This is a genomic window from Curtobacterium sp. MCPF17_021, from assembly GCF_003234605.2.
In the GTDB taxonomy this organism is placed as follows: Bacteria; Actinomycetota; Actinomycetes; order Actinomycetales; family Microbacteriaceae; genus Curtobacterium; species Curtobacterium flaccumfaciens.
Genome location: NZ_CP126252.1, coordinates 2902663 through 2928453, shown reverse-complemented (window position 1 = coordinate 2928453; position 25791 = coordinate 2902663). Strand labels below are relative to the sequence as shown.

The window sequence follows — 25791 nt, the reverse complement described above, 5'->3', positions numbered from 1 at the left end:
CCCGCTCCCCGCACGAACCGCACTGCCACGATCGAAGGAGATCCATGCCCCGCACACACCTCGTCCTCGACGCCGCGTTCACCGTGGGGCCGGTGCGACGTCGCCTGTTCGGCGGGTTCGTCGAGCACCTCGGCCGCCACGTCTACGACGGTATCCACGAGCCCACCCACGAGACCGCCGACGAGCACGGCTTCCGCAAGGACGTCGTCGAACTCGTCAAGGAACTCGGCGTCTCCGCCATCCGCTACCCCGGTGGCAACTTCGTCTCGGGGTACAAGTGGGAGGACGGCGTCGGCCCCGTCGAGCAGCGCCCCCGCCGCCTCGACCTGGCCTGGCACTCGACCGAGACCAACGAGGTCGGCCTGCACGAGTTCCAGCACTGGCTCGACCAGGTCGGCTCGGAGCTCATGCTCGCCGTGAACCTCGGCACCCGCGGCACGCAGGAGGCGATCGAGCTCCTCGAGTACGCGAACATCGACGCCGGGACCGCACTGTCCGAATACCGTCGTTCGAACGGTCGCCAGGAACCCTTCGCCATCAAGATGTGGTGCCTCGGCAACGAGATGGACGGCCCGTGGCAGCTCGGCCACAAGAACGCCGACGACTACGGCAAGCTCGCCGCCATGACCGCCAAGGCCATGCGGCAGATCCAGCCCGACCTCGAGCTCGTCGCCTGCGGTTCCTCCGGGGCGTCGATGCCGACGTTCGGCGAGTGGGAGCGCACCGTCCTCGAGCACACCTACGACGACGTCGACTACATCTCCGCGCACGCCTACTACGAGGAGGACGACGACCTGCCGTCGTTCCTCGCCTCGGGCGCCAACATGGACCACTTCATCAAGACGGTCACCACGGCCGCCGACCACGTCCAGGCGCAGAAGAAGTCCGACAAGCGCATCGACATCTCGTTCGACGAGTGGAACGTCTGGTCGATCAAGAAGTGGGAAGCGAAGGCCAAGACCTTCACGCTCGACGAGTGGCCCGTCGCCCCGCGTCTGCTCGAGGACGTCTACACCGTCGCCGACGCCGTCGTCGTGGGTGGCCTGCTCATCTCGCTGCTCCGCCACGCCGACCGCGTCGCCTCGGCCTCGCTCGCCCAGCTCGTCAACGTGATCGGCCCGATCATGACCGAGCCCGGTGGCCCGGCCTGGCGCCAGACGACCTTCTTCCCGTTCTCGGTCACCTCGCGCCTGGCGCAGGGCACCTCGCTGCAGGTCAAGGCCTCGGGTGACACGGTCGACGGTGGCAAGCACGGCGAGGTCCCGGTCGTGGACTCCGCCGCCACCGTGTCCGAGGACGGCAAGGCCGCGGTCTTCCTGATCAACCGCCACCCGTCCGAGCCGACCACGGTGACGATCGACCTGGCCGGCATCGGTGCGACCGGTGACGTCCACGCCGAGGGCGTCTGGGACGACGACCTGCACGCCGTGAACGACCTGGAGAACACCTCGCGCGTGGGGCTCCGCACGAACGAGTCGGTCCGCCGCGAGGGCGACACCGTCACGATCGAGCTCCCGCCGGTCTCCTGGACCGCCGTCTCGATCGGCTGACAAGGCGCCTCGGCGCACGCCACGGCGGGCGTCGAGTGAGCACAGAGGACGTCGGGCGCTCGCGCCCGACGTCCTCTGCTCGTTGGGGGGGGGGGGGGGGGGGGGGGGGGGGGCGGCGGGCGGCGTGAGCCGGGCGCGACTTCACGGGGTGAGCGACACCTCACGGGGTGACGGGCGCGTGGACTGTCGCTGGGCCCGTGACGTGGCCCGCGCGGCGGCCGGGAGGCCCGTGGCGGCCTAGCACCGGGCCTCCCGTCCGGCATGTGGTTGCCAAAGCGACAGGTGGTCGGCAGTTAGCCGGGTCAGGTCCGCGAAACCGACAGTTCTCCACGGACGTTCGGAGCGATTCTGTCGCTTTCGCGGAAAGGGCCGTGGCGTCGCGGCGGCGGACGGGAGGCCCGTGGCGGCCTGGCAGCGGGCCTCCCGTCCGGCATGTGCGCGAGTTCACGTGCTGGGCGACAGATCACGGGGGTGTGCGCACGTGATGTGTCGGTGAGCGCGAAACGCGCGCCGCGTCAGCGCGCCGGCGGCGGCGCCGTGCTCGCGCGCTCGACGAGCCGCACCGGCACCAGGTCTGCCGCGACGCTGACCCGCTCGCCGTCGATCTGGGCGAGCAGGTTCGCGACCGCTCGGCGGCCGACCTCGTCGAAGGACTGGTGCACGGTGGTCAGCGGCGGCCAGAACGAGTCGGACTCGGGGGAGTCGTCGAACCCCACCACGCTGAGCGACGACGGCACCGGGCGTCCGGACTCGTGTGCGGCGCGCAGGACACCGAGGGCGGTCTGGTCGTTCGCGGCGAACACCGCGGTGATCTCCGGGCGTGCGGCGATCTCGAGCCCGGCCTCGTAGCCGTGCTCGGTCGTCCAGCCGCCGCGGAACACCGGGGGCACCGGTCGACCGGCGCGCGTCAGGGTGTCCTGCCACGCGGCGAGGCGACGGGCGGCCGAGTACGACGACTCCGGCCCGGCGACGTGCCAGACGGTCTCGTGGCCCAGGTCGAGCAGGTGCTGCGTGGCCTGTCGGGCGCCGTCGGCCTGGTCGGTGTCGATCGCGGGGTGGTCGGTGCTGCCCGTGGAGTCGATGATGACCATCGGCACGCCGTCGGGCAGCACGACCTCGGCGGTGTCGATGATGTGCGACTCGATGATGATCACGACGCCGTCGACGGCCTGTTCGTGCAGGCGCGAGAACGCGGAACGGACGCCCGCTTCGGTGCGCGAGGCCATCGGCAGCAGGGTGATCGTGAAGTCGGCGACCCCGGCGGCGTCGGCGATCGCCTCGAGCGTGCGCATGTTGCCGAAGGACGCGAGCGTGAACATGATCACGCCGATCGTGCGGAAGCGGCCGGAGCGCAGGGCACGGGCGGCACGGTTGGGCCGGTAGCCGAGGGACTCCATCGCGCGCTGGACGCGGTCGCGGGTCTCCGGGCTGACGTTGTCGAAGCCCCGGGCGACGCGCGAGACCGTCTGCATCGACACTCCGGCAGCGTCGGCCACGGCGGCCATCGAGGGGGCGCGGCGGGTGCCGGCGGGGGACTCCATCGTCACGCTGGCGCTCCTTCCGGATCGAGGGGCCGAGCGGTCGGCCTCCCCGGACGCTAGCGCATGTTGACGTTGCCATGCTATCGTCGCGTCGTTCGATGTTGACGTCAACATCGGTGACCGCCCGGACACCCTGATCCGGCCCGGGCCGAGCCGCCGACATCGACCACCCGAACGCAGCAGACGAAGGAGTCACATGAGCACGCTCGCAGCGCGCCCCGGTGAGGCAGCACCGCGCCCCACCGCCGAGCGCCCGGCCGGCCGCCGCCCCAAGCCGCGGGGACGGCTCACCGGATGGCTGTTCGTCGGCCCGTTCGTCGTCGTCCTGGTCCTGATGCTCATCGTGCCGATCGGCTACGCGCTCTGGCTCAGCCTGTTCCGCGACCAGCTCATCGGCGGCAACCAGTTCGTCTGGTTCGCCAACTACGTGCAGCTCTTCCAGGACGCCAAGTTCTGGTCCGGGTTCGGCCGGGTCGCGATCTTCCTGGTCGTCCAGGTGCCGATCATGCTCGGCCTCGCGCTCGTCGCCGCCCTCGCCCTGGACAGCGCCCGACTGTGGGGGACGAGCTTCTTCCGCATCGCGGTGTTCCTGCCCTACGCCGTTCCCGGTGTCGTCGCGGCCTTGATCTGGGGCTTCATCTACGGCAACCAGTTCGGGCTGACGGGCGCCGCGAACGACGCGCTCGGCATCGACCTGCTGCAGCCGTTCAGCCCGAGCTGGGTCCTGACGTCGATCGGCAACGTGGTCACGTGGGAGTTCCTGGGCTACAACATGCTGATCTTCTACGCCGCACTCCGCACCGTCCCCGGTGAGCTGTACGAGGCGGCCGAGCTCGACGGCGCCGGCCCGATGCGCACGGTCTTCTCGATCAAGCTCCCGGCGCTCCGCGGCCCGATGGTCATCGCCACGATCTTCTCGATCATCGGCAGCTTCCAGCTCTTCAACGAGCCGAACCTGCTCAAGACGCTCGCCCCGAACGTCATCGGCAGCGCCTTCACCCCGAACATGTACGCCTACTCGCTGTCCTTCAGCGGTCAGCAGTTCAACTACTCCGCCACGGTCGCGATCGTGATGGGCGTGATCACCGCGGTGATCGCCTACGTCGTCCAGGTCCGCGGCACCCGCGAGGAGAACCGATGAGCACCATCCAGCACCCCGCCGGGCCCGCAGCGGCCACGGTGACCGAGGCGACCACGACGCAACGTGCGCCGCGCACCCGCTCGATCCGCGCCTCCAGGCAGCTCCGCACCGCGGAAGGCGGACGCAAGCCGAAGCGTTCCGGCCTGCTGACCGCGGTCATGGTCGTCTTCGTCGTGTACTCGTTCGCGCCGCTGTTCTACCTGCTCGTGAACAGCACGAAGACGCAGGCGTCGCTGCTCTCCACGTTCGGTCTGTGGTTCGGCGGGGACTTCAACCTCTGGCAGAACATCGTCGACACGGTGACGTACAACGACGGAATCTTCCTGCAGTGGTTCGGCAACACGCTGCTCTACGTGGTCGTCGGTGCCGGCGGGGCCACCCTGCTCGCCACCGTCGCGGGCTACGGCATGGCGAAGTTCCAGTTCCCGGGTCGCCGCGCGGTCTTCGCTGTCGTCCTCGGGGCCATCGCGGTCCCCGGCACGGCCCTGGCGGTCCCGACCTTCCTGCTGTTCTCGCAGGTCGGCCTGACCAACACCCCGTGGGCGATCATCCTGCCCTCGCTGATCAGCCCGTTCGGCATGTACCTGATCTGGACCTACGCGGTCGACGCGATCCCGGCCGAACTGCTCGAGGCCGCCCGCATGGACGGCGCCGGTGAGTTCCGGATCTTCTTCACGATCGCGCTCCGCCTGCTCGCGCCCGGTGTCGTCACCGTCCTGCTGTTCGCGGTCGTCGCCACCTGGAACAACTACTTCCTGCCGCTCATCATGCTGAGCGACCCGAAGTGGTACCCGCTGACGGTCGGCCTGAACCAGTGGAACGCGCAGGCCACCGGGTCCGGCGCGCAGCCGATCTACAACCTCGTCGTCACGGGATCGCTCCTCACGATCATCCCGATCGTGGTCGCGTTCCTCTTCCTCCAGCGCTTCTGGCAGTCCGGCCTCGCGGCCGGGTCGGTCAAGGCCTGATCCCTTGGACGGGAGGCCCGTGGCGACCCCGCCCCTGTCCTCCGGTCCGGCACACAGCAGCACCACCCCCTCCACGAAGAAGTGAAAGGCACTCCCATGAACAAGCGTCTCCGGCGCGGCTTCAGCGCCCTCGCCATCGGCGTCACCGCCGCGATCGCCCTCGCCGCGTGCGCCTCGGGCGGCTCCGGCTCCGGCGGATCGGCCGACGACATCGACAAGGCCCTGCAGGACGGTGGCACCCTGACCTACTGGTCGTGGACCCCGTCGGCGAAGGCCCAGGTCGCCGCGTTCGAGAAGCAGTACCCCAAGGTGAAGGTCAAGCTCGTCAACGCCGGCACCGGTGCCGACCAGTACACGAAGCTGCAGAACACGATCAAGGCCGGCTCGGGCGCCCCCGACGTCGCCCAGGTCGAGTACTACGCCCTGCCGCAGTTCGCCCTGTCCGAGTCGCTGCTCGACCTGTCGAGCTACGGCTTCGACTCGCTCGAGAAGGACTTCGCGAAGAGCACCTGGAGCTCGGTGTCGATCGACGGCAAGGTCTACGGCCTGCCGCAGGACTCCGGCCCCATGGCGCTGTTCTACAACAAGAAGGTCTTCGACAAGCACGACATCGCCGTGCCGAAGACGTGGGACGAGTACGTCACCGCGGCCAAGAAGCTGCACGAGGCGGACCCGAAGGCCTACATCGCGGCGGACTCCGGCGACGCCGGCTTCACCACGAGCATGATCGCCCAGGCCGGTGGCACCCCCTTCACCACCGACGGTGACAAGGTGACCATCAACCTGCAGGACGAGGGCACCAAGAAGTGGACGAGCACCTGGAACGAGCTCGTCGAGCAGGGCCTGCTGTCGAAGACGGTCGGCTGGACCGACGACTGGTACAAGCAGCTCGGCAACGGTGAGATCGCCACGATGATCACCGGCGCCTGGATGCCCGGCAACCTGGAGTCCGGCGTCGCCCAGGCATCGGGTGACTGGCGCGTCGCCCCGATGCCGACCTACGACGGTGGCACCGCCCAGACCGCGAACAACGGCGGCAGCGCCCAGGTCGTCATGAAGCAGTCGAAGAACCCGGCCCTCGCCGCGGGCTTCCTCAAGTGGCTGAACTCCTCGAAGGAGTCCACGAAGGTCTTCATGGAGTCCGGCGGCTTCCCGTCGACCACCGCTGACCTCGACTCGTCGGCGTTCCTCGACGAGAAGCCGGAGTACTTCGGCGGCCAGCAGATCAACAAGGTGCTCGTCGACGCGTCGAAGTCCTCGGACAACGACTTCACCTACCTGCCGTACCAGGTGTACGCGAACAGCGTCTACGCCGACACCGTCGGTCAGGCGTACGAGAACGGCACCTCGCTCGACGCCGGCCTGCAGGCCTGGCAGAAGGCCCTCGCCAAGTACGGCAAGGACCAGGGCTTCACGGTCTCGTCGAAGTAGTTCGACAGCATCCCCGCGGGGCCGTGCGGACACGTCCGCACGGCCCCGCTCCACGCCCGGCCGGGCTCCACGCCCGGCCGGGCTCCACGCCCGGCCGGGCTCCACGCCCGGCCCGGCTCCACGCCCGGCCGGGCTCCACGCCCGGCCCGGCTCGACGCCCGGCCCGGCCGGCAACGAAAGAACCACACCATGCGCTTCGCCATCGGCGACACCGACTTCCTGCTCGACGGCGAGCCGCACCGGGTCCTGTCCGGCGCGATCCACTACTTCCGCGTCCACCCCGACCTGTGGGCCGACCGGATCCGCAAGGCGAAGCTGATGGGCCTCAACACCATCGAGACCTACGTCGCCTGGAACGCGCACGCACCGTCGCCCGGGGTGTTCGACCTGTCGGGTGGCCTGGACCTCGGCCGCTTCCTCGACCTCGTCGCCGCCGAGGGCATGCACGCCATCGTCCGCCCCGGCCCCTACATCTGTGCCGAGTGGACGAACGGCGGCCTGCCGTACTGGTTGTTCGCCGACGGCTCCGTGGGCGTCCGGCGCAACGAGCCCGGCTTCCTCGCAGCGGTCGAGACGTACCTGCAGCACCTGGCCCCCGTCCTGGTCCCGCGGCAGATCGACCAGGGCGGGCCCATCGTCCTGGTGCAGGTCGAGAACGAGTACGGCGCCTACGGGTCCGACCCCGAGTACCTGCGCGCACTCGAGCAGATGCACCGCGACATCGGGCTGACCGTCCCCTTCACGAGCGTCGACCAGCCGATGGGCACGATGCTCGAGGACGGCTCCCTGCCCTCGCTGCACAAGACCGGTTCGTTCGGCTCACGGTCCGCCGCCCGCCTCGAGCGCCTGCGGCAGGCGCAGCCAACCGGGCCCCTGATGTGCTCGGAGTTCTGGGACGGCTGGTTCGACAGCTGGGGCGAGCACCACCACACCACGCCGGCGTCCGCCAGCGCCGAGGACCTCGACGTCCTGCTCGCCGCCGGCGGCTCGGTGAACATCTACATGTTCCACGGCGGCACGAACTTCGGCTTCACGAACGGCGCGAACGACAAGGGCGTCTACCGCCCGATCGCGACGTCGTACGACTACGACGCCCCGCTCGACGAGGCCGGCCGACCGACCGAGAAGTTCCACGCCTTCCGCTCGGTGATCGCGCGCTACGCGCCCGTCCCGCCGCTGCCCGCGACGATGGAGCCTGGTGGATCGGGTCGCCTCGGTCCCGTGGCCGCGTCCGGCGACGGCCTGGAGGCCCGCATCACCCCCGCCACGGACCTCGCCGTTCGTCTGGACCGCGTCGCGTCGCTCCGTTCCCTGCTGCCCACGCTCACGGCGTGGTCCGCGCACGACGAGCCGCCGACCTTCGACGCCCTCGGGGCCGCCAGCGGCTTCGTCGCCTACCGCGCCGAGGTCGACCTGCCCGCGGGAGGGGTGCTGACCGTCGGCACCGAGGTGCGTGACCGTGCGATCGTGTCCGCCGACGGTGTCGTGGTCGGGGTCCTGGAGCGCGAGCACCACGACCGCGCCATCGCCCTGCCACCGGTCACCGGCACGCTCGAGCTCCTCGTCGAGGACCAGGGCCGCGTCGACTACGGCGTCCGCATCGGCGAGCCGAAGGGCCTGATCGGGGGCGTCTCGATCGACGGCGTCCCGGTGGCCCGCTGGACGGCGTCGCCGGTCGCCCTCGACCCCATCGCACCGGACGCTGTGACCGCGCTGTCCGAGGTCGCTCCGACCGGCGGCGAGGTGCTCGCCGGACCGACGTTCGCAGCTGGCTCGTTCGACCTCGACACCGTGGACGACCGGTACCTGTCGCTCGACGGGTTGCGGAAGGGCGTCGCCTGGGTCAACGGGTTCTGCCTCGGTCGGTACTGGTCGCGAGGCCCGCAGCAGACCCTGGCGATCCCGGGGCCGGTGCTCCGCCACGGTCGCAACGAGCTCGTCGTGCTCGAGTTGCACGCCGCCGCGTCCCGCACCGCGTGCCTGCTCGTCGAGCCCGACCTGGGCCACACCGAGGCCTAGTCGCGGGCGCGCGGCCTGGTCGAATCGGGCCCGCGGCCGGGTCGAACCGGGCGTCCCTGGTCAAATCGGGCGTACGTGGTCGGAAGTTTCGACCAGGTACGCCCGATTCTGCTTTCCATCGCGGGCGTCATGGGACGTTTCGGACCTCGCGAGCCGCCGCCCACGCTCGAACTTCGAGGAGTGCCTCGCGTCGCCACCGCCAGAGCGGAGCGAACTTCGTGCCGTCGTCCTCCCGTGCCCGGGTCAGCAGCCAGATCTGCCGTCGGTGTTCGGCCCCGTGATCGTCGCGCCACTCGACGAACGCGTCGTCGAGCACCGCGGTGATCCCCGCACGCGGGGCGGTCCAGGACGAGAGGAAGCCGGAGTACCGGAGGGTGTCGTCGCACAGGTGCACGGCGACGCGTCGGAGCCTGGCCGTGGCCCAGGTCCCGCCGGCGATGAAGGCGACACCGAGGACGAAGACGAACACCCGCGCCGATGCTCCGGGCACGAAGGCCACGCCCGCGAGTGCGACTCCCGTCCCGATCATCACCGGGCCGAACACGATGAGGTTCAGGATGCGATCCGGGCGCGGTGGACGGATCGTCGTCACGGCAGAGCGTCCAGGTCGGCGAGGGCCTGCTCGGCATCGGCGATCCGGTCGGCCTCGGGGCGGGTCCACCACTCGGGGCCGCGTTCGCCCAGGCCGTGCTTGGCCACGCCGTTCCGGTGCCGCGCCGCCGCCAGGGCCTCGTCGTCGCCCGCGCGCTTCGCGGTCTTCACGGCGTTGCGCCCGCGGCCCAGGTGGGAGCGGAGTGCGGCGGCGAGTTCCGCGGGCAGGGCGGGGTCGGTGCGGCGCCAGCGTCGGCCGTCCACGACGAAGAAGTGGTCGTCGGGTTCGGCGGTCATGGTGCGAGTCTGCACCGTCGGTGGTGCCGGGTAGACAGGAGTCGATGAGCCACGAACGCGTCCGCCCGATGCTCGACGTCCGGCGCATCTACGCCGAGCCGGCCGCCCTCGAACTGCAGCGTGGGCAGGAGATCGTCGGGCGCTGGCCTGACGCCGAGATCGTCCCGGTCGAGTCGCACTGGAACATCCCCGAGGTGCACGGCGACGAACGGAACGTCCAGCGCTGGGTGCGGATCAAGACCGAGGCGCTCGTGCTCGGTGTGAAGAAGTCGCTGGTGACCCGGCCGAACGGTCGCTCCGCCGACTTCATCGCACCGTCCACCGCGAACGGCTGCGCGATGGCGTGCGCCTACTGCTACGTTCCGCGGCGCAAGGGCTACAGCAACCCGGTGACGGTGTTCGCGAACATCGACCAGATCACCAAGCACGTGGCGCGGAACATCGCCAAGGAGGGGCCGAAGACCGAACCGAACCAGTGCGACCCGGAAGCCTGGGTCTACGACATCGGCGAGAACAGCGACTGCTCGGTCGACGCGATGATCAGCGACAACGTCCGCGACCTTTGCGACCTGTTCCGGATGACCCCGACGGCCAAGGCCTCGTTCGCCACGAAGTACGTCAACCGCGACCTGCTCGACTGGGACCCGATGGGTCGGACCCGGATCCGTTTCTCGTTGATGCCGCACGAGACCGCGAAGGTCACGGACATCCGTACGAGCCCGATCGCCGAGCGCATCGCCGCGGTGAACGACTTCGTCGACGCCGGGTACGAGGTCCACCTGAACTTCTCGCCGGTCATCCTCACGCCGACGTGGGAGTCAGACTGGGCCGAGATGCTCCGGCAGGTCGACGACGTGCTGTCCCCGGCCGCCAAGGCGCAGCTCGCGGCCGAGGTGATCTTCCTGACCCACAACCAGCCCCTGCACGAGGTCAACCTCGGGTGGCACCCCAAGGCCGAGGACCTGCTGTGGCGTCCGGACCTGCAGGAGCAGAAGGTGTCCCAGAACGGTGCCGTGAACGTGCGCTACCGGTCCGGCATGAAGGGGCAGCTCGTCGAGCGCTTCCGCGAACTCGTGGCCGAGCACCTGCCGTCCTGCCGGATCCGGTACGCCTTCTGATCGGCGACCTCGCCGATCAGGGGATGAGGCGGTCCGCCCGGTACCGGGCGAACAGGTCCGCGAAGGCCCGCTCGGTCCGGCGGAACGCCGTGAAGCCGGCGTCGCGGCTCTTCCCCATGTCGGTGACGACCTCCATCGCTCGACCGAGGTCGGCGTCGGTGTGCCACCACGAGGCGAGCCGGGTGATGTCGGCCTCGGCGAGTCCGTGGCGCTCGGCGATGCCAGCCCACTCGGACTCGTACGGCGCCATCTGCTCCTCGAGCGGTCGCGGAGCGTCCTCATAGCCCACCACGCGCGCGGGGTCGACGCCGAGGTGCGCTGCCAGGCGCGGCCACATCCAGCGCCACCGGAAGACGTCACCGTTGACGATGTTGAACGGCTCGTCCGCACCCTCGGGTGACGTCGAGGCCCACACCATGTGCTCGGCGAGGATGCCGGCGTCGGTCATGTCCGTCAGGCCGTTCCACTGCGCCTCGCTGCCCGGGAACACGAAGTCCAGGTCGAGTTCCTTCGCCAGCGTGGCCTGCACGGCGAGTGTGAGGCCCATGTTCATGGCGTTGCCGACCGCGTGCCCGATCACGGTGTGCGAGCGGTGCACGGACCAGGTGAACCCCTGGCGCTCGGCTGCGGCGAAGAGCTCGTCCTCCTGCGCGTAGTAGAAGTTCGGGGTGTCGAGGCGCGGTTCCTCCTCGTGGAAGGGGGTGTCGGGCATCTCGCCGGCGGCGTACGCCTCGAACGGGCCGAGGTAGTGCTTCAGGCCGGTGACCAGGGCGACGTGCTCGAGCGGAGCGTGCGACAGCGCCGCGAGCAGGTCGCGGACCATGCCGCCGTTGACGCGGATGTTCTCCGCCTCGGTGTCCTGCCGCTGCCACGCGGTGAAGAAGACGTGCGTCGGGCGTTCGTCGGCGAGTGCGGCCGCCAGGCTCTCGGGGTCGCGCAGGTCGGCCGCGACGGTCCGGACACCCTGTTCGGCGAGCGGTCGGCGGGAGAGCGCCGTCACGTCCCAGCCCAGGTCGAGCAGGTGTCGCACCAGGGCGGAACCGGTGATGCCACTGGCTCCGACGACCAGGGCTTCGCGGCGGGCAGAGGTCTGTTCGGTCGATCCGGTTGCAGTCATCCTTCGATGCAACCGACGTTGGACGACACGTGTTCCCTCACCGCGGACGGCGGATGCGGATCGGGCCCTTGGCGGTCGACGGGTCCACGACGGACCCGCCCTGGGTGATCTCGACCTCGCCGCGCGCGACCATGCGCCGGGCGGCTCGACGTGCGGGCTCCATCAGCGGTCGCCAGTCGTCCGGGTCGAGTGAGCGTGCGACCTCGGACGGGCAGATGCTCGAGGTCCGCGCCCGTGCCGCGAGCAGTTCGTCGATGCGCTGCTCGAGGGCCCGGTCGGTGTCGTCGAGGCCGTGTCGACGGCAGGCTCCGGAACACCACTTCGCCTCCGGAGCCGCGGAGGACGGCATCCGTCGCCCGCACGAGGCGCAGGTCCGTTCGGCGTGTGTCGACTCCGATGCCGACGCATCGGCTTCCGTCCTGATCGCCCGTCCCATGGCCCCATCCTCGTCCTGCTCGGCGGGGCGGCACACAGCGACCACGCACACGGTCCAGGTGCGCCTGGCAGCATCGGAGCGGTGAACCCCGACACCGCCCCCGCCCGTCCGTCCGAGCCGGCCTGGGTCCAGCACGTGATGTGGTGGCACGTCTACCCGCTCGGCTTCGTCGGCGCCGAGGTCCGCCCTGCGTCACCGGTGGGGGAGCGTCCGCTCGAACACCGCCTCGACCGCTTGACCGGGTGGCTCGACCACGTCGTCGACCTCGGTCTGAACGGCCTGTTGCTCGGCCCGGTGTTCGCGAGCTCGACCCACGGGTACGACACGGTCGACCACTGCCGCATCGACCCGCGCCTGGGCGACGACTCCGACTTCGACGCCCTGGTCGCCGCGGCGCACGAGCGGGGCGTGCGGGTGTTGCTGGACGGGGTGTTCAACCACGTCGGCCGTGAGCACCCGGCTTTCACCGTGTTGTCCGATCACGGCCCGGAGGCGCCGACCGCCGACCTGTTCGCCATCGACTGGTCCGGGTGGCAGCCGGGGCAGCCCGTGCCCGTCGGACTGTTCGAGGGCCACGACATCCTCGTCGCGCTCGACCACGACAGCCGTGCCACCGAGGACCTCGTGGTGCAGGTCATGACGCACTGGCTGGCCCGCGGCGTCGACGGTTGGCGGCTCGACGCGGCGTACGCGGTGCCGCCGGCGTTCTGGGCGCGGGTGCTGCCGCGGGTGCGGGAGCGGTTCCCGGACGCCTGGTTCAGCGGCGAGGTGATCCACGGTGACGCTGCGGCGATCGCACGCGACTCGACGATGGACTCGCTGACCCAGTACGAGCTGTGGCAGGGGATCTGGCACGGCATCGCGGACCGCAACGGCCACGAGCTCGCGCACGCGATCGAGCGGCACGACGCGCTGCTGGCCACCTTCGCCCCGACCACGTTCGTCGGCAACCACGACGTCACCCGGATCGCGAGCGCGGTAGGGGAGCGGTTCGCCGGGCACGCCGCCGCGGTGCTGTTCACGGTGGCGGGGACCCCCGTGGTCTACGCGGGCGACGAGTACGGCTGGACCGGGGTGAAGGAGGAACGTGAGGGCGGCGACGACGCGGTCCGCCCGGCGTTCCCGGCCGAGGTGCCGGAGCTGACGGACCTGACCCACGCGTACGAGGCGCTCATCGCCCTGCGACGCCGGAACCCGTGGCTGCACCGCGCACACACCGACGTCGTGCACCTGACCAACACCGCCGTGGTGCTGCGGACCGCGACGGCGGACGCCGCCGTGGTGACCGCCCTGAACCTGTCGGACGACCCCGTCGAGGTGCCCGTGGCCGACGCGACGCAGGTCGAGGCGGGCGGGGCCGATCTCGGGGACGGGACCCTGCGCCTCCCGGCCGGGGGTTGGGCCGTCCTGTCGCGATCGTGAGCAGAAACGGTCGGGTCCCCATCGAGGACCCGACCGTTTCTGCTCACGAAGCGAACACGCGCGAACACGCGCGAACACGCGCGAACGCGCGAACGCGAACACCGCTACTTGCGCGCGGACGCCGCCCGGCGCTTGTTGAACACGTCGAACGCGACGGCGGCGAGCAGCACCAGGCCCTTGATCAGGGACTGGAACTCGGTGCCGACACCGAGGATCGACATGCCGTTGTTCAGCAGACCGATGATCAGACCACCGACGATGGCTCCCGGCACGGTGCCGATGCCACCGGTGACGGCCGCGCCACCGATGAAGACGGCAGCGATGGCGTCGAGCTCGAAGCCGTTGCCCGCGCCCGGTGCCGCCAGGTTGAGCTGGCCGGTGAAGACCACGCCCGCCAGGGCCGAGATGACTCCCATGTTGACGAAGAGCAGGAACGTGACGCGCTTCGTCTTCACACCCGACAGCTGCGCGGCCAGGGCGTTGCCACCGATCGCGTAGATGTGGCGGCCGAACACCGCGCTCCGCATGACGACCGAGTAGATCACCACGAGGGCGCCGAGCACGACGAGCACGATCGGGGTGCCGTTGTAGCTGGCGAGCAGGAGCGCCACGTAGATCACGAGCACGGCGCCGAAGGCCGTCTTCACGATGAACCAGGCGAACGGCTCGCTCTCCAGCTGGTACTTGCGACGCGTGATGCGACCGCGGAACGCCGCGATCACCATGACGGCCGCGGCGGCGAAGCCGAGGATCATCGTGAGCGGCTCGTACCCGGTGGTGCCGAAGGACGGCAGGAAGCCGGAGCCGAGCGAGCGGAAGCCGGCGGGGAACGGCGAGATCTGCTGGTTCTGCAGGACGATCTGCGCCGCGCCGCGGAACGCGAGCATGCCCGCCAGCGTCACGATGAACGCCGGGATCCCGAAGTAGGCGATCCAGAACCCCTGCCAGGCGCCGACGAGTGCACCGACCACCAGGCAGAGGACGACCGCGATCGGCCACGGGATGTTCCACTGCGTGATCATCACGCCGGCCATGGCACCGGTGAAGGCGACCACCGAGCCGACCGACAGGTCGATGTGGCCGGCGATGATGACCATGACCATGCCGATGGCCAGGATGAGGATGTAGCTGTTCTGGACGATCAGGTTCGAGACGTTGATCGGGGCCAGCGTGATGCCGTTCGTGGTCACCTGGAAGAAGATGACGATGACGATCAGCGCGATGAACAGGCCGATCTGTCGGAGCTGCCCGGTGAGGTAGCCGACGGCGGACTTAAGCGCGTTCATTGACAGGGGTCTCCCGTTCCTGGGTCATGTACTGCATGAGGACCTCGGGCGTCGCCTCGGCGCGCGGGACGTCGGCCGTGATGGTGCCCTCGGAGAGGGTGTAGATGCGGTCGCAGATGCCGAGCAGTTCGGGGAGCTCGGAGGAGATCACGATGACCGCCTTCCCCTGGTCGGCGAGCTGGTTGATGATCGTGTAGATCTCGTACTTCGCGCCGACGTCGATGCCGCGGGTCGGCTCGTCGAGGATGAGCACGTCGGGGTCGGCGTACATCCACTTCGACAGGACGACCTTCTGCTGGTTCCCGCCGGAGAGCTTCCCCGTCACGACGTCGACGTTCGGCGCCTTGATGTTGAGGCTCTTGAGGAACTGGGTCGCGACGGTGGTCTCCTCCGAGGAGTTCACGAAGCCCCAGTTGGCGAGCTTGCCGAGTGCCGACCCGGAGATGTTCCGCTTGATGTCGTCGATCAGGTTCAGGCCGTACCGCTTGCGGTCCTCGGTGACGTAGGCGATGCCGTTGTCGATCGCCTGCGAGACGGTGTGCGTCTTGATCGGGGTGCCGCGCTTGTAGACGGTGCCGCTGATGCCGGTGCCGTAGGACTGCCCGAAGACGCTCATCGCGAGTTCCGTGCGGCCGGCGCCCATGAGCCCGGCGATGCCGACGACCTCGCCGGCGCGGACGTTGAGGTTGGCCTGGTGGATGATCTCGCGCGACGAGTCGAGCTGGTGGTGGACGGTCCAGTCCTCGATCCGCAGCAGTTCCTCGCCGATGACGGGGTTCTCGCGCTCGGGGTACCGGTTCGACAGGTCACGGCCGACCATCCCGCGGATGATCCGGTCCTCGGACACGTCGTCGGCCCGCATGTCGAGCGTCTCGATGGTCTTGCCGTCGCGGATGATCGTGACCTTGTCCGCGATCGCCTTGATCTCGTTGAGCTTGTGGCTGATGATGATCGCCGTCATCCCCTCGGCCTGCAGCGAGCGGATGAGCTCGAGCAGGTGCGCGGAGTCGTCGTCGTTCAGCGCGGCGGTGGGCTCGTCGAGGATGAGGAGCTTCACCTCCTTCGAGAGCGCCTTCGCGATCTCGACGAGCTGCTGCTTGCCGACACCGAGGTCGACGACCTTGGTGACGGGGTTGTCCTTCAGCCCGACGCGCTTGAGCAGCTCGGCGGCCGTCAGGTTCGTCTTGTTCCAGTCGATGAAGCCGCCCTTGGACTGCTCGTTGCCGAGGAAGATGTTCTCGGCGATCGACAGGAAGGGGCTGAGCGCCAGCTCCTGGTGGATGATGACGACGCCCGCAGCCTCGGAGTCGTTGATGTTCGCGAACCGCACGGGTTCGCCGTCGAGCAGGATCTCGCCGTCGAAGGAGCCGGCCGGGTAGACACCCGACAGCACCTTCATGAGCGTCGACTTGCCCGCGCCGTTCTCGCCGCAGATCGCGTGGACCTGGCCGCGCTCGACCTCGATCGAGACACCCTGCAGGGCCTTGACGCCGGGGAACGTCTTGGTGATGTCCCGCATCTCGAGGATGGTGTCCGCCATGTGGACGCCTTTCCGTCGTGCGCGCGTGCGCGCGCTGGTGGAGACGGACTGGAGGCGCGGTGCGGGCTGGCACCGCGCCTCCGGTCCGTGAGATGGGCCTGACTACTTCAGGTCGGCTTCGGTGTAGTACCCGGAGTCCACGAGGACTTCCTTGTAGTTGTCCTTCGTGACGACCGTCGGCTGGAACAGGAAGGTCGGGACGACCTTGACCTTGTTGTCGTAGCTCTTCGTGTCGTTGACCTCGGGGTCCTTGCCGGTGAGCAGGTCCTCGGCCATGGTGACGGACTGCTTGGCGAGCTTGCGCGTGTCCTTGTAGATCGTCGAGTACTGCTGGCCGGCGATGATCGACTTGACCGAGGCGGCCTCGGCGTCCTGGCCCGTGACCGTCGGGAGCGGACGGTCGCTCGTGCCGTACCCGGCGCCCTGGAGCGCCGAGATGATGCCGATCGAGATGCCGTCGTACGGCGAGAGCACGCCGTCGAGCGTGGTGCCGCCCGAGTAGGACTTCGCGATCAGGTTCTGCATGCGGGCCTTGGCCGTGGCCGGGTCCCACTGCTGCGTCGCGGCCTGGGACAGCTCGTCCTGGCCGGACTGGATCTTCAGCGTGCCGTCCTCGAGGTACGGCTTGAGCGTCTTCATGGCGCCGTTGAAGAAGAACCCGGCGTTGTTGTCGTCGAGCGAACCGGCGAAGACCTCGATGTTGAAGGGGCCCTTCTCGCCGGTCTTCTTGCCGTCCGCGTCGAGCACGCCCAGGCCGGTGAGCAGGCTGTTCGCCTGGTCGACGCCGACCTTCTCGTTGTCGAAGGACACGTAGTAGTCGACGTTCTTGTTGCCCGTGAGCAGGCGGTCGTACGAGATCACCTTGATGCCGGCCTTGGCGGCGGCGTCGAGCTGGTCGGAGAGCGCGCCACCGTCGATCGACGCGATGATCAGGACCTTCGCGCCCTTGGTGATCATGTTGCTGACCTGCTGGGCCTGCTGCTGGACCTTGTTGTCGCCGTACTCGAGGTCGACCTTGTAGCCGGCCTTCTCGAGGTCGCTCTTGACGGCGTTGCCGTCCTTGATCCACCGCTCGGAGACCTTGGTGGGCATGGCGACGCCGACGAGGGCGCCCTTGTTGTCGCCGCTGCCGCCACCATCGGTGGACGCACGGCCGCCGGCCGAGCAAGCGGCCAGCGAGATCGCGATGCCGACGGCTGCGACGCCCGCGATGATCCTGCGCTTCATCATCGAAGTACCTCTGTTCCTTCGCGTCGTCCTCGACGCGGTCGGGTGCCGGGGCTGCTGTGCCCCGTGGGATGCGCTCGTGTGAGCGCTCACATCTTGTGGGTTCCGTGACGGGGTGTCAACTCAGCACCGCCGTTTCGTGATCTTGCCGCGGCGACCGGACCGAGCGGTACGGTTGGCCACGTGAGCACCACGACCGCCCCCGAGGGCAGGGGCGGCAAGCGCCGGAAGGCCCCGACGATCTTCGACGTCGCCGAACGCGCCGGCGTGTCCCACCAGACCGTCTCCCGCGTGATCAACGGCGATCCGACCGTCCGCGAGCAGTTCCGGACGCAGGTCACCGACGCCGTCACCGAGCTCGGGTACCGGCCCCGCGCCGCCGCCCGGGCGCTCGCCGGCGGGCGGAGCAAGGCGCTCGGCATCATCACCGCCGGCGACGCGCTGTACGGTCCGTCGAGCACCTCGATCGGCTTCGAACGGGCGGCCCGCTCCGCCGGTTACCACGTGCTGCTGTCGACCCTGCCCGAGGAACCGCGGCCGTCCGACCTGTCCGGGGCGCTCACCACGCTGCTCGCACAGGACGTCGCCGCGATCGTGCTGGTCGCCGCCGACAACCGGGTGCTCGACGCCCTCGCATCGCTCACCGTGCCGGTCACGGTGCCCGTCGTGGTGTCGAACGCGGTGCAACGAGACGCCGTCCGGACCCCGGTCGCGCCGAGCGTCGCCGCCGTCGCCATCGACCAGGCGGCCGGCACCTCGCTCGTCATGCAGCACCTGTTCGACCGCGGACACCGTCGGATCGTGCACATCGCCGGGCCGCACGTGTCGCAGGAGTCCGAGGTGCGCCGGGCCACCTACGTGCGGATCATGCAGGACGCCGGGCTCGAACCGGTCGTGCTCGAGGGCGACTGGACCCCGGCGAGCGGCTTCGCGGCCGCCCGGCACATCGACGTGGGGACGGTCGACGCCGTCTTCGCGGGCAACGACCAGATGGCGCTCGGGGTGCTGCACGCCTTCGCCGACGAGGGGCTGCGTGTGCCCGACGACATCGCGGTCGTGGGGTTCGACGACGTCCCCGAGGCGGCGCACTTCACGCCGCCGCTGACCACCGTGCGGCAGGACTTCCGGGCGATGGGGGAGCGGGTGCTCGACACCGTGCGGGCCCTGGTCGAGGGAGAGCCCCGCGACGAGACGCTGCTCGCGCCCGAGCTGGTGGTGCGGCGCAGCACGTAGCGCCCCCTCGCACCGTGCGGCGGTGTGCGGGTGGTGCGAGGTTCTTCCCTGCGCGGGCCCGCGGCGCACGGTGCGGCGTTGTGCGGCCGGTGCGAGGTTGATCGCTCGGTGCGGCGCTACAGTCCCGCACCGAGCGGTCAACCCCGCACCGACCGAGCGGCCGCGCACGGTGCGAAGCCGCGCACAACCCCGCACCGACCGAGGGGCCGCGCACGGTGCGAAGCCGTGCACGACCCCGAGCTGACCCGACCGTCAGCCCTTCAACGCCCCGGACGACAGCCCGGCGACGTAGAACCTCTGCAACCCGACGTACAGCGCGATGCACGGGATCATCGCCACCACCGACCCGGCGACGAGGTTGCCGTACGACACCTGCCCGTACGCACCGGTCTGCAGGTTGAGCAGCGCGACCGGCAGCGTGTACAGCGAGTCCTTCGTCAGGAACGTCAGGGCTCCGAGGAACTCCGTCCACGACGCCAGGAACGCGTAGAGCGCCGCGGTCGCCGCCCCGGGCAGGAGCAGCGGGCGGAGCACCGACACGACGACCCGGAAGCGCGAGGCCCCGTCGACGAAGGCCGAATCCTCGAGCTCGGTGGGGATCGACTCGAACGCGTTCCGCATCACGAACACCCCGAACGGCAGGTTCACGGTCGTGTAGAACAGCACGAGCCCGAGCAGCGAGTTCGTCAGCCCCATGGCGTTCATCTCGAGGTACAGCGGCGTGAGGATGGCCTGGAACGGCACCATCATCGTCAGCAGCACCAGGCCGAACACGAGCCCGGCGCCCCGGAACCGGAAGCGCGCGAACCCGTAGCCCGCCATCGTCGCGATCACCGCGGTCAGCACCGCCGTGGCGATCGACACGATGAGCGAGTTCACGACGCCGGTGAGCAGGTGCGATGACGAAGCGAACACGGCGGCGAAGTTCTGCCACCCGAGCTGGAAGAACGTCGCCGGGTCGGGGGCCTGCGTGATGACGGCCTCGGACTGGAACGCCCGCAGGATCGACCAGATGAGTGGGACGCCGAACACGAGCGCGGAACCGATGCCGGCGATCGCGTACAGGGTGCGCTTGACGGTGGTGTCGCGGGGGTGCTGGACGCTGCCCTGCTGGTGGCGCCGACGTCGGCCGTCGCCCGTGGTGGTCAGGGTCCTGGTGGACAGGTCCGGCGCCGCGAGGGCCGCACGGGAGGTCGTGGTGCTCATGGCGTCAGTCCTTCTCTCGCAGTGCCCAGAACTGGAACACCGTCACGGCGGCGATCACCACGACGAGGGCGATCGACTGGGCGGTCGCGGCCCCGAGCTGCAGGTTCACGAACCCGCGGTTGTAGATCGCGTTGACGATCGTCGTGGTCTCGGTCCCCGGTCCGCCCTGGGTCAGGATGTAGAACTGGTTGAAGGCGAGCAGCGAGCCGATCACCGAGATGATGACGCTCAGCGCGACGGTCGAGCGGATCATCGGGAACGTGATGAGGCGTTCGGTCTGCCACCAGGAGGCCCCCTCGAGCTGCGCCGACTCGTAGACCTCGTCGGGGACGCCCTGCATCGCCGACATGAGCAGCACCATGGTCAGCCCGGACACCGCCCAGACCACGAGCACGCAGATGAGCAGCGTCGCCAGCGGACCGTTCACGAGCCACGCGGTGCTGCCGTCGGTGATCCCGAGCCAGCGGAGCACCATGTTGACGGCCCCCGAGTTCGGCTGCGCCTCGAGCACGAGCATGAACGAGAGCGTCGTCAGCCCGACCACGTACGGCAGGAAGAACACCGTCCGCAGGATCGTGCTGCCACGGCGACGGGCCCGCACGAGCACGGCGAGGAAGTACCCGAGCGCCAGGATCGGCAGGGTCACGATCGCCGTGTACAGCAGCGTGTAGCCGATCGCGTGCACGAACGTCGGGTCCTGGAACAGCGTCAGGTAGTTCTGCAGCCCGATGAACCGGTACGGGCCGATCAGGGGCCAGTTCGTGAACGAGATGTAGAGCGCGAACACGAGCGGCACGAGCACGAAGACGGCGACGAACAGGATCGCCGGGGCGACGAGGACGGCGCCGGTGCGCGGCGGGTGGGTGAGCGAGTTGCGGGTCCGGACGGAGCCGCCGCGCCCCGGGCCGCGGCCCACGGTGGGACGGCCCGGGCCGGTCCGGGCGGCGGGGCGCCGGGTGGAGATGGTCGACATGCGTGCACCTCTCTGTGCATCAACAAGAGCGAGACGAGCGAGACGAGCGGAGAAGACAGGCAGGCAGGCTCAGGCCTGCACCTGGTCGAGGATCCGCTGGTAGTCGGACTGCGCCGTCCGCATGGCGGCAGCGCTCCCCGACCCGAACACGGCCTCCCGGAACATCGCGAAGTACGGCGACGACGGCTGGTTGTTGAGCAGGTTGTACGCCAGCGTCTGCGGTGCGTAGCCCTTGTCGATGGCGTCGAGCGGCCCGTACGCCAGTGGGAACCGCTTGCGGTACTCCGGGGTGGCGGCGTCGGACCGCGTCGGGAAGTACCCGCCGTCCGGCAGCGCCTGCTGCTGCTGGAGGCCGTTCGCGTACTGCATGAACGCCCACCCACCGGACGGGTTCGCCGCCCCGTTCGGGATGCACATGTTGTCGCCGCCGTCGAAGAACGACCGCTGGCCGTCCCACGACGGGATGAGCACCGTCTGCATCTTCGCGCGCATCGCCTTGGTGGCCGCGGGCACGGTCGCCCCGTACGAGGTCGGGAAGATCCCCACCTTGCCGGCCCGGAAGTCGGCACCCCACGTGGTGCCGGCGTCGGAGTACGTCGCCTTCGACAGCACGCCGTCCTTCCAGAGCTGCCTGTAGAACTCGAGCATGCGTTCGAGGGCCTCGTTGCCGGTGATGTTCGCCCGCTGGGATCCCACCTCGCCGGTCATCATGTCGACCCCGGTCGCCCAGACGTGCGGCTGCGTGACGAAGCCGATGATGCCGGCGGCGTTGCCGGAGATCGACCAGCCGTACACGTCGTCGTCGAGCTTCCGGATGGCCTTCGCCGCGTCGAGCAGCGTGGACAGGTCCTTCGTCGACTCCTCGACGTCGAGGCCCGCTCGCTCGAACAGCTCGGTGTTCACGAACAGCTGCGAGTTGTCGGCCAGGTAGGGCAGGCCGTAGTACCGGTCGCGGTACTCGAGCAGGCGCAGGTGCCCCGGCGAGATCGCGTCGAAGTAGTCCAGGCTCTTGACCACGTCGGTCAGGTCGGCGAACGCCTCGCGGAAGATGAACAGCTGCGAGTTGATGTCGTCGATGTCGACGACGTCCGGCGGCTCACCCCCGCGGATCGCGGTCGCGAGCTTGGTCACGTACTGCGCGTCCGGCACGGGCGTCAGCTGGACCTGCAGCGCCGGGTTCGCCTTGTTGAACCCGGCGACGGCCGACGTCAGGCCGGCCTGGGTCGCCGACCGGCACCACACCTGCACGGTGCCGGTCGCGTTCTTCCCGAAGCTCGCGGGCTTCGCGACGACCTTCGGCAGGGTGCCGGAGCACCCGGCCAGGGCGAGGGCGGCCCCGCCGGCGACGCCGCCGACGAGGAACGCACGGCGGTCCACGCCGGTCACCGCGCCAGCGGGAGCCAGACGCGCATCGGCGCCGCTCCCCGGTTGGCCCACGCGTAGTACGGGACGGCGATCGCGGTGACGTCGCGACCGGCCTGGAGGCCCGTGGTGGCGCCCTGCGGACCGGCCACGTCGTCGACGCTGGTCGCGTCTCCGGCGTGGTCCGCGCCTCCAGACCGGGTCGCGTCCAGACGCTGGTACGGCCAGGCCGGCTGCACGTGCTCGACCGGGGCGTGCCCCGGGATCCGCAGCGTGACGACGCCGTCGAGCAGGTCGTCGCGGCGCTCCTCGGTGATCGGCGCATCCGCGTCGACCGTCAGGTCGTCGACCGTGAAGCCCTGCTGGTCCGCCTGCTCGACCGCGTACACGAGCGGGCCGCGCTCGATCGCGACCTGCCCGCGGGCGGCGTCGATGCGGGCGTCGGCGACGTAGCGGTGCGGCGTCGTGTCGAAGACGAGCTCGACGGTGTCGCCCGCCGACCACTCGCGGTCGACGACGTGCAGCGTGCCCGCCGCGGGGTTCGCGGACCCGTCCGGACCCGTGACGGTCGTGGTGTCCGACCAGGCCGGGATCCGCAGACCCAGGGCGAGCGGGCCGTCCTCGGTGACCGTGACGCGGACGCGGCCCTCGTGCGGGTAGTCGGTCTCGACCCGCACCGGGCCGAGGTCGGCGGTGGCGTACTGGTGGACCTGCAGCCCGCCGTCGGTCGCGGTCGCCAGGTAGCCGTCGAGGCTCGCGAAGGTGCGCATGATGTTCGGCGGGCAGCAGGCGCAGTCGAACCAGCCGCGGCGCCCGTGGGCGGGGGAGCGGTTCTCGTCCTGGTGGGCGTGGTCGCGCTGCTGCAGCGGGTTCACGTAGAAGTACTCGGTGCCGGCCAGGCTCACCCCGGCGAGGAACGCGTTGTAGAGCAGGCGCTCGATCGCGTCGGCGTAGACCGGCTTGCCGGTGGCGAGCAGCAGCCGCCAGGCCCACTGCACGCCGCCGATGGCTGCGCAGGTCTCGGCGTAGCCGCGGTCGGTCGGCAGCTCGTACGGGTCGCCGAATGCCTCCCAGTCCCAGCGCGCCCCGAGGCCGCCGGTGATGAAGGCCTTCGTCGCCATCATGTCCGCGAACTGCGTCTCGCTCGCGGCGAGGAGCTCGGTGTCCCCGGTCTCGATCGCGACGTCCACGGCACCCGCAGCCAGGTACACGGCGCGCACGGCGTGCCCCTCGACGGTCGTGGCCTGCCGGCTCGGCACCCGGTCGGAGAAGTACGTCGGCTCGCCGCCGGCGCGCTCGATGATGCCGTGCCCGCGGGCGTCGACGAACCAGTGCGCCAGGTCGAGGTAGTCACGGTTGCCGGTCTCCCGGTACAGCTCGACCAGGCCCATCTCGACGACGGGGTGGCCGTCGACGTCGCGCGTCTTCGGCGTGCCGTCCGGTGCGGTGCCCTCGCCGAACGTGCGGACCAGGTGGTCGGCGTTCTTGATCGCGACGTCGAGCAGACCGGTGTCGCCCGTCGCACGGTGCTGGGCCACGGCCGCCTGGTACAGGTGCCCGGCGCAGTACATCTCGTGGCTCCACTTGAGGTCCGTGTACCGCTCGCCCTTCCCGCGGACCTGCTGGACGGAGTCGAGGTACCCGTCGTCGGCCTGTGCCCGGGCGTACAGGGCGGTGACCTCGCGCTGCAGGTCGAGCAGGTCCTCGGCGGGGGCGCGGCCGTACTCCCAGGCCACGGCCTCGAGCCACTTCGCCACGTCGGAGTCCATGAAGATCGGGCCGACGGCCTCGCCCTCCTCGAGTCCCGCGGCGATGCGGAGGTTGCGGAAGTTGCCGGCCGTCTCGAGCTGCTGGTAGCCGCTGCGGACGGCGTCGCGGCCGTTGCGCTCCTGGCGGAGCGCCCAGAAGCCGCCGGTGATCCGGGCGTCGCCGGTCGGCAGCGGCCGGAGCGTGAGGTGTGCGTCGGCGGTCGGGAGGACCGGGGTCGCGGTGTGCGCGCCGCGATCGGTCGCGAGCGTGGTGGTCATGTCGCCTCCTTGCGATGTGACTGGCACCGTCCGGATGGAGCTGGCCATCCGGAAAACGGTTTCTGCGGTGGACGCTACGACACGGGGCGCACGTCGCGCAAGAGCATTCCGGCGCTTTTGTGTAAGGTCGTCGGCACGCCCTGATCGTCGGAAAGGTGGTTGCCGTGACGCTCGAACGCACCGGACAGCCGATCCGGATCACCGACGTGGCGGCGCTCGCCGGGGTGTCGATCGGCACCGCGTCGAAGGCGCTGAACGGCACCGGGCAGCTGCGGGACACCACCCGGCTGCGGGTGAAGGAAGCCGCCGAGAAGCTCGGGTTCGTCGGCGATGCCCGGGCCCGTGCGCTGTCATCCGGGCGGACCTACACCGTCGGCATGATCACCACCGACTCGTTCGGACGGTTCTCGATCCCGGTGCTGCTCGGTGCCGAGGATGCCCTGTCCGCCGGACGGATGGCCGTCCTGCTGTGCGACACCCGCGACGACCACGTCCGCGAGGCCCACTACCTGCGCTCCCTGGCGGCCCGCGGCGTCGACGGCATCATCGTGACCGGCCGCTCCGCCGACGCCCGGCCCCCGATCGACGTTTCGATCCCGGTCGTCTACGCCTTCACGCCCTCGACCGACGACGCCGACGTGTCGATCACCCTCGACGACGCCGCCGGTTCGGCACTCGTCGCCTCGCACGTGCGCTCGCTCGGGCGGCAGCGGGTCGCGATCGTGACGGGGCCGGCGCGGCACCGGTCCGCGGCACGACGGGTCGCCGGTGCCGCGTCGGTCCTCGGGCCGCACCTGGTCACCGACCCGCTGTACGGCGAGTGGTCGGAGCGCTGGGGGCGGCAGGCCGTGGACGTGTTGGCTCGGGAGTCGCCCGACGTCGATGCGATCGTCTGCGGCAGCGACCAGATCGCCCGGGGCGTGTGCGACCGGCTGCGGGAACTCGGGCGTTCGGTGCCCGGAGACGTCGCGGTCACGGGGTTCGACGACTGGGACGTGATGGCGCTCGCCTCGAGGCCGCCGCTGACCACCGTGGACCTGCGGCTCGAGGAGCTCGGACGCGTCGCGGGGCAGGCGCTCCTCGCCCTGATCGACGGCGGGACGGCGTCGTCGGCGGCTGTCACCCCGTCGCTCGTCATCCGCGAGAGCACCGTCGGCGCGTAGGGCGCGCTCGGGGCTCGGGGGTCGGCGGTCGGCGGTCGGGGCTCGGGGCTTGCGAGGTCGCGCGAACTGCCGCGCGTCGTGCCGTCCGGTGGCATTTCGTGCGACCTCGGCGGACCGGTTGCGGCGTGTCGTGCGACCTCGCT

21 protein-coding genes are annotated in these 25791 nt (G+C 70.1%); 9 read left to right on the top strand and 12 right to left on the bottom strand.

What is annotated here, in order from left to right; translation table 11 throughout:
* The first annotated feature begins 44 nt into the window (after positions 1 to 44).
* Positions 45 to 1550, top strand: coding sequence for an arabinosylfuranosidase ArfA (arfA, locus tag DEJ29_RS13750; RefSeq protein WP_110865198.1), 1506 nt, complete (start codon positions 45 to 47; stop codon positions 1548 to 1550).
* Between the two features lie 515 nt (positions 1551 to 2065).
* On the opposite strand, the gene DEJ29_RS13745 is transcribed toward arfA, so the two are convergent.
* Positions 2066 to 3091 carry a LacI family DNA-binding transcriptional regulator gene (locus DEJ29_RS13745; RefSeq protein WP_181438279.1) on the bottom strand — a complete coding sequence of 342 codons (1026 nt, stop codon included), beginning with the start codon at positions 3089 to 3091 and terminating at the stop codon, positions 2066 to 2068.
* 196 nt (positions 3092 to 3287) lie between these two features.
* Here DEJ29_RS13745 and DEJ29_RS13740 point away from each other — a divergent pair, with 196 nt between their 5' ends.
* From DEJ29_RS13740 to DEJ29_RS13725, 4 genes are all read left to right on the top strand, one after another.
* Positions 3288 to 4232 carry a carbohydrate ABC transporter permease gene (locus tag DEJ29_RS13740; RefSeq protein ID WP_071404236.1) on the top strand — a complete coding sequence of 315 codons (945 nt, stop codon included), beginning with the start codon at positions 3288 to 3290 and terminating at the stop codon, positions 4230 to 4232.
* A complete protein-coding gene (locus tag DEJ29_RS13735) occupies positions 4229 to 5200 on the top strand; it encodes a carbohydrate ABC transporter permease (protein WP_209049394.1) in 972 nt (323 codons plus the stop codon). The genes DEJ29_RS13740 and DEJ29_RS13735 overlap by 4 nt, the downstream gene beginning before the upstream one ends.
* 96 nt (positions 5201 to 5296) lie before the next feature.
* Entirely contained in the window at positions 5297 to 6631 is a 1335-nt protein-coding gene (locus DEJ29_RS13730) for an ABC transporter substrate-binding protein (protein WP_181438278.1), read from the top strand.
* Positions 6632 to 6820: 189 nt separating this feature from the next.
* Positions 6821 to 8650, top strand: coding sequence for a glycoside hydrolase family 35 protein (locus DEJ29_RS13725; RefSeq protein WP_111095883.1), 1830 nt, complete (start codon positions 6821 to 6823; stop codon positions 8648 to 8650).
* A gap of 127 nt (positions 8651 to 8777) precedes the next feature.
* On the opposite strand, the gene DEJ29_RS13720 is transcribed toward DEJ29_RS13725, so the two are convergent.
* Positions 8778 to 9242 (bottom strand): hypothetical protein, encoded by a 465-nt coding sequence (locus DEJ29_RS13720; protein WP_111095884.1) that lies wholly within the window; start codon positions 9240 to 9242, stop codon positions 8778 to 8780.
* A complete protein-coding gene (locus DEJ29_RS13715; RefSeq protein WP_111095885.1) occupies positions 9239 to 9538 on the bottom strand; it encodes a biopolymer transporter Tol in 300 nt (99 codons plus the stop codon). Before DEJ29_RS13715 ends, DEJ29_RS13720 begins: the two co-directional genes overlap by 4 nt.
* Positions 9539 to 9582: 44 nt before the next feature.
* On the opposite strand from DEJ29_RS13715, the gene DEJ29_RS13710 reads away from it, so the two are divergent.
* Positions 9583 to 10656, top strand: coding sequence for a spore photoproduct lyase family protein (locus DEJ29_RS13710; protein WP_111095886.1), 1074 nt, complete (start codon positions 9583 to 9585; stop codon positions 10654 to 10656).
* A gap of 16 nt (positions 10657 to 10672) precedes the next feature.
* Here the strand turns inward: DEJ29_RS13710 and DEJ29_RS13705 are convergent, their stop codons facing one another.
* Positions 10673 to 11773 carry an SDR family oxidoreductase gene (locus DEJ29_RS13705; RefSeq protein WP_111095887.1) on the bottom strand — a complete coding sequence of 367 codons (1101 nt, stop codon included), beginning with the start codon at positions 11771 to 11773 and terminating at the stop codon, positions 10673 to 10675.
* 37 nt (positions 11774 to 11810) lie between these two features.
* A complete protein-coding gene (locus tag DEJ29_RS13700; protein ID WP_197068669.1) occupies positions 11811 to 12122 on the bottom strand; it encodes a DUF3253 domain-containing protein in 312 nt (103 codons plus the stop codon).
* Positions 12123 to 12290: 168 nt separating this feature from the next.
* On the opposite strand from DEJ29_RS13700, the gene DEJ29_RS13695 reads away from it, so the two are divergent.
* Positions 12291 to 13631, top strand: a complete 1341-nt coding sequence (locus DEJ29_RS13695) for an alpha-amylase family glycosyl hydrolase (protein ID WP_258376025.1) — start codon at positions 12291 to 12293, stop codon at positions 13629 to 13631.
* A 104-nt stretch (positions 13632 to 13735) separates the two neighbouring features.
* Here DEJ29_RS13695 and mmsB read toward each other — a convergent pair whose 3' ends face one another.
* The 3 genes from mmsB to chvE form a co-directional block, all read right to left on the bottom strand.
* The gene (gene mmsB, locus DEJ29_RS13690; RefSeq protein WP_027466160.1) at positions 13736 to 14917 is read right to left on the bottom strand and encodes a multiple monosaccharide ABC transporter permease; all 1182 of its coding nucleotides are present in this window, start codon (positions 14915 to 14917) and stop codon (positions 13736 to 13738) included.
* Positions 14904 to 16457, bottom strand: a complete 1554-nt coding sequence (mmsA, locus tag DEJ29_RS13685) for a multiple monosaccharide ABC transporter ATP-binding protein (RefSeq protein ID WP_027466161.1) — start codon at positions 16455 to 16457, stop codon at positions 14904 to 14906. Before mmsA ends, mmsB begins: the two co-directional genes overlap by 14 nt.
* 102 nt (positions 16458 to 16559) lie before the next feature.
* Positions 16560 to 17687, bottom strand: coding sequence for a multiple monosaccharide ABC transporter substrate-binding protein (gene chvE, locus DEJ29_RS13680; protein ID WP_111029920.1), 1128 nt, complete (start codon positions 17685 to 17687; stop codon positions 16560 to 16562).
* Between the two features lie 180 nt (positions 17688 to 17867).
* Between chvE and DEJ29_RS13675 the strand changes: the two genes are divergently transcribed.
* Complete coding sequence (locus DEJ29_RS13675) at positions 17868 to 18917, top strand: LacI family DNA-binding transcriptional regulator (RefSeq protein WP_071404246.1); 1050 nt, start codon at positions 17868 to 17870, stop codon at positions 18915 to 18917.
* A gap of 252 nt (positions 18918 to 19169) precedes the next feature.
* Here DEJ29_RS13675 and DEJ29_RS13670 read toward each other — a convergent pair whose 3' ends face one another.
* From DEJ29_RS13670 to DEJ29_RS13655, 4 genes are all read right to left on the bottom strand, one after another.
* The gene (locus DEJ29_RS13670) at positions 19170 to 20123 is read right to left on the bottom strand and encodes a carbohydrate ABC transporter permease (RefSeq protein ID WP_027466164.1); all 954 of its coding nucleotides are present in this window, start codon (positions 20121 to 20123) and stop codon (positions 19170 to 19172) included.
* Positions 20124 to 20127: 4 nt separating this feature from the next.
* Entirely contained in the window at positions 20128 to 21096 is a 969-nt protein-coding gene (locus DEJ29_RS13665; protein ID WP_111095888.1) for a carbohydrate ABC transporter permease, read from the bottom strand.
* Between the two features lie 69 nt (positions 21097 to 21165).
* The gene (locus DEJ29_RS13660) at positions 21166 to 22482 is read right to left on the bottom strand and encodes an ABC transporter substrate-binding protein (protein WP_258373745.1); all 1317 of its coding nucleotides are present in this window, start codon (positions 22480 to 22482) and stop codon (positions 21166 to 21168) included.
* Positions 22479 to 24485 (bottom strand): glycoside hydrolase family 127 protein, encoded by a 2007-nt coding sequence (locus tag DEJ29_RS13655; protein ID WP_111095890.1) that lies wholly within the window; start codon positions 24483 to 24485, stop codon positions 22479 to 22481. Before DEJ29_RS13655 ends, DEJ29_RS13660 begins: the two co-directional genes overlap by 4 nt.
* A gap of 164 nt (positions 24486 to 24649) precedes the next feature.
* On the opposite strand from DEJ29_RS13655, the gene DEJ29_RS13650 reads away from it, so the two are divergent.
* Positions 24650 to 25648, top strand: a complete 999-nt coding sequence (locus DEJ29_RS13650) for a LacI family DNA-binding transcriptional regulator (protein WP_111095891.1) — start codon at positions 24650 to 24652, stop codon at positions 25646 to 25648.
* The last annotated feature ends 143 nt before the right edge of the window (positions 25649 to 25791 follow it).

What these genes read in the sequence shown, in the direction of transcription:
- arfA (WP_110865198.1), top strand. Translation starts at nt 45, where the DNA reads ATGCCCCGCACACACCTCGTCCTCGACGCCGCGTTCACCGTGGGGCCG.
- DEJ29_RS13745 (WP_181438279.1), bottom strand. Translation starts at nt 3,091, where the DNA reads ATGGAGTCCCCCGCCGGCACCCGCCGCGCCCCCTCGATGGCCGCCGTG.
- DEJ29_RS13740 (WP_071404236.1), top strand. Translation starts at nt 3,288, where the DNA reads ATGAGCACGCTCGCAGCGCGCCCCGGTGAGGCAGCACCGCGCCCCACC.
- DEJ29_RS13735 (WP_209049394.1), top strand. Translation starts at nt 4,229, where the DNA reads ATGAGCACCATCCAGCACCCCGCCGGGCCCGCAGCGGCCACGGTGACC.
- DEJ29_RS13730 (WP_181438278.1), top strand. Translation starts at nt 5,297, where the DNA reads ATGAACAAGCGTCTCCGGCGCGGCTTCAGCGCCCTCGCCATCGGCGTC.
- DEJ29_RS13725 (WP_111095883.1), top strand. Translation starts at nt 6,821, where the DNA reads ATGCGCTTCGCCATCGGCGACACCGACTTCCTGCTCGACGGCGAGCCG.
- DEJ29_RS13715 (WP_111095885.1), bottom strand. Translation starts at nt 9,538, where the DNA reads ATGACCGCCGAACCCGACGACCACTTCTTCGTCGTGGACGGCCGACGC.
- DEJ29_RS13710 (WP_111095886.1), top strand. Translation starts at nt 9,583, where the DNA reads ATGAGCCACGAACGCGTCCGCCCGATGCTCGACGTCCGGCGCATCTAC.
- DEJ29_RS13705 (WP_111095887.1), bottom strand. Translation starts at nt 11,773, where the DNA reads ATGACTGCAACCGGATCGACCGAACAGACCTCTGCCCGCCGCGAAGCC.
- DEJ29_RS13700 (WP_197068669.1), bottom strand. Translation starts at nt 12,122, where the DNA reads ATGCCGTCCTCCGCGGCTCCGGAGGCGAAGTGGTGTTCCGGAGCCTGC.
- mmsB (WP_027466160.1), bottom strand. Translation starts at nt 14,917, where the DNA reads ATGAACGCGCTTAAGTCCGCCGTCGGCTACCTCACCGGGCAGCTCCGA.
- mmsA (WP_027466161.1), bottom strand. Translation starts at nt 16,457, where the DNA reads ATGGCGGACACCATCCTCGAGATGCGGGACATCACCAAGACGTTCCCC.
- chvE (WP_111029920.1), bottom strand. Translation starts at nt 17,687, where the DNA reads ATGATGAAGCGCAGGATCATCGCGGGCGTCGCAGCCGTCGGCATCGCG.
- DEJ29_RS13670 (WP_027466164.1), bottom strand. Translation starts at nt 20,123, where the DNA reads ATGAGCACCACGACCTCCCGTGCGGCCCTCGCGGCGCCGGACCTGTCC.
- DEJ29_RS13665 (WP_111095888.1), bottom strand. Translation starts at nt 21,096, where the DNA reads ATGTCGACCATCTCCACCCGGCGCCCCGCCGCCCGGACCGGCCCGGGC.
- DEJ29_RS13655 (WP_111095890.1), bottom strand. Translation starts at nt 24,485, where the DNA reads ATGACCACCACGCTCGCGACCGATCGCGGCGCGCACACCGCGACCCCG.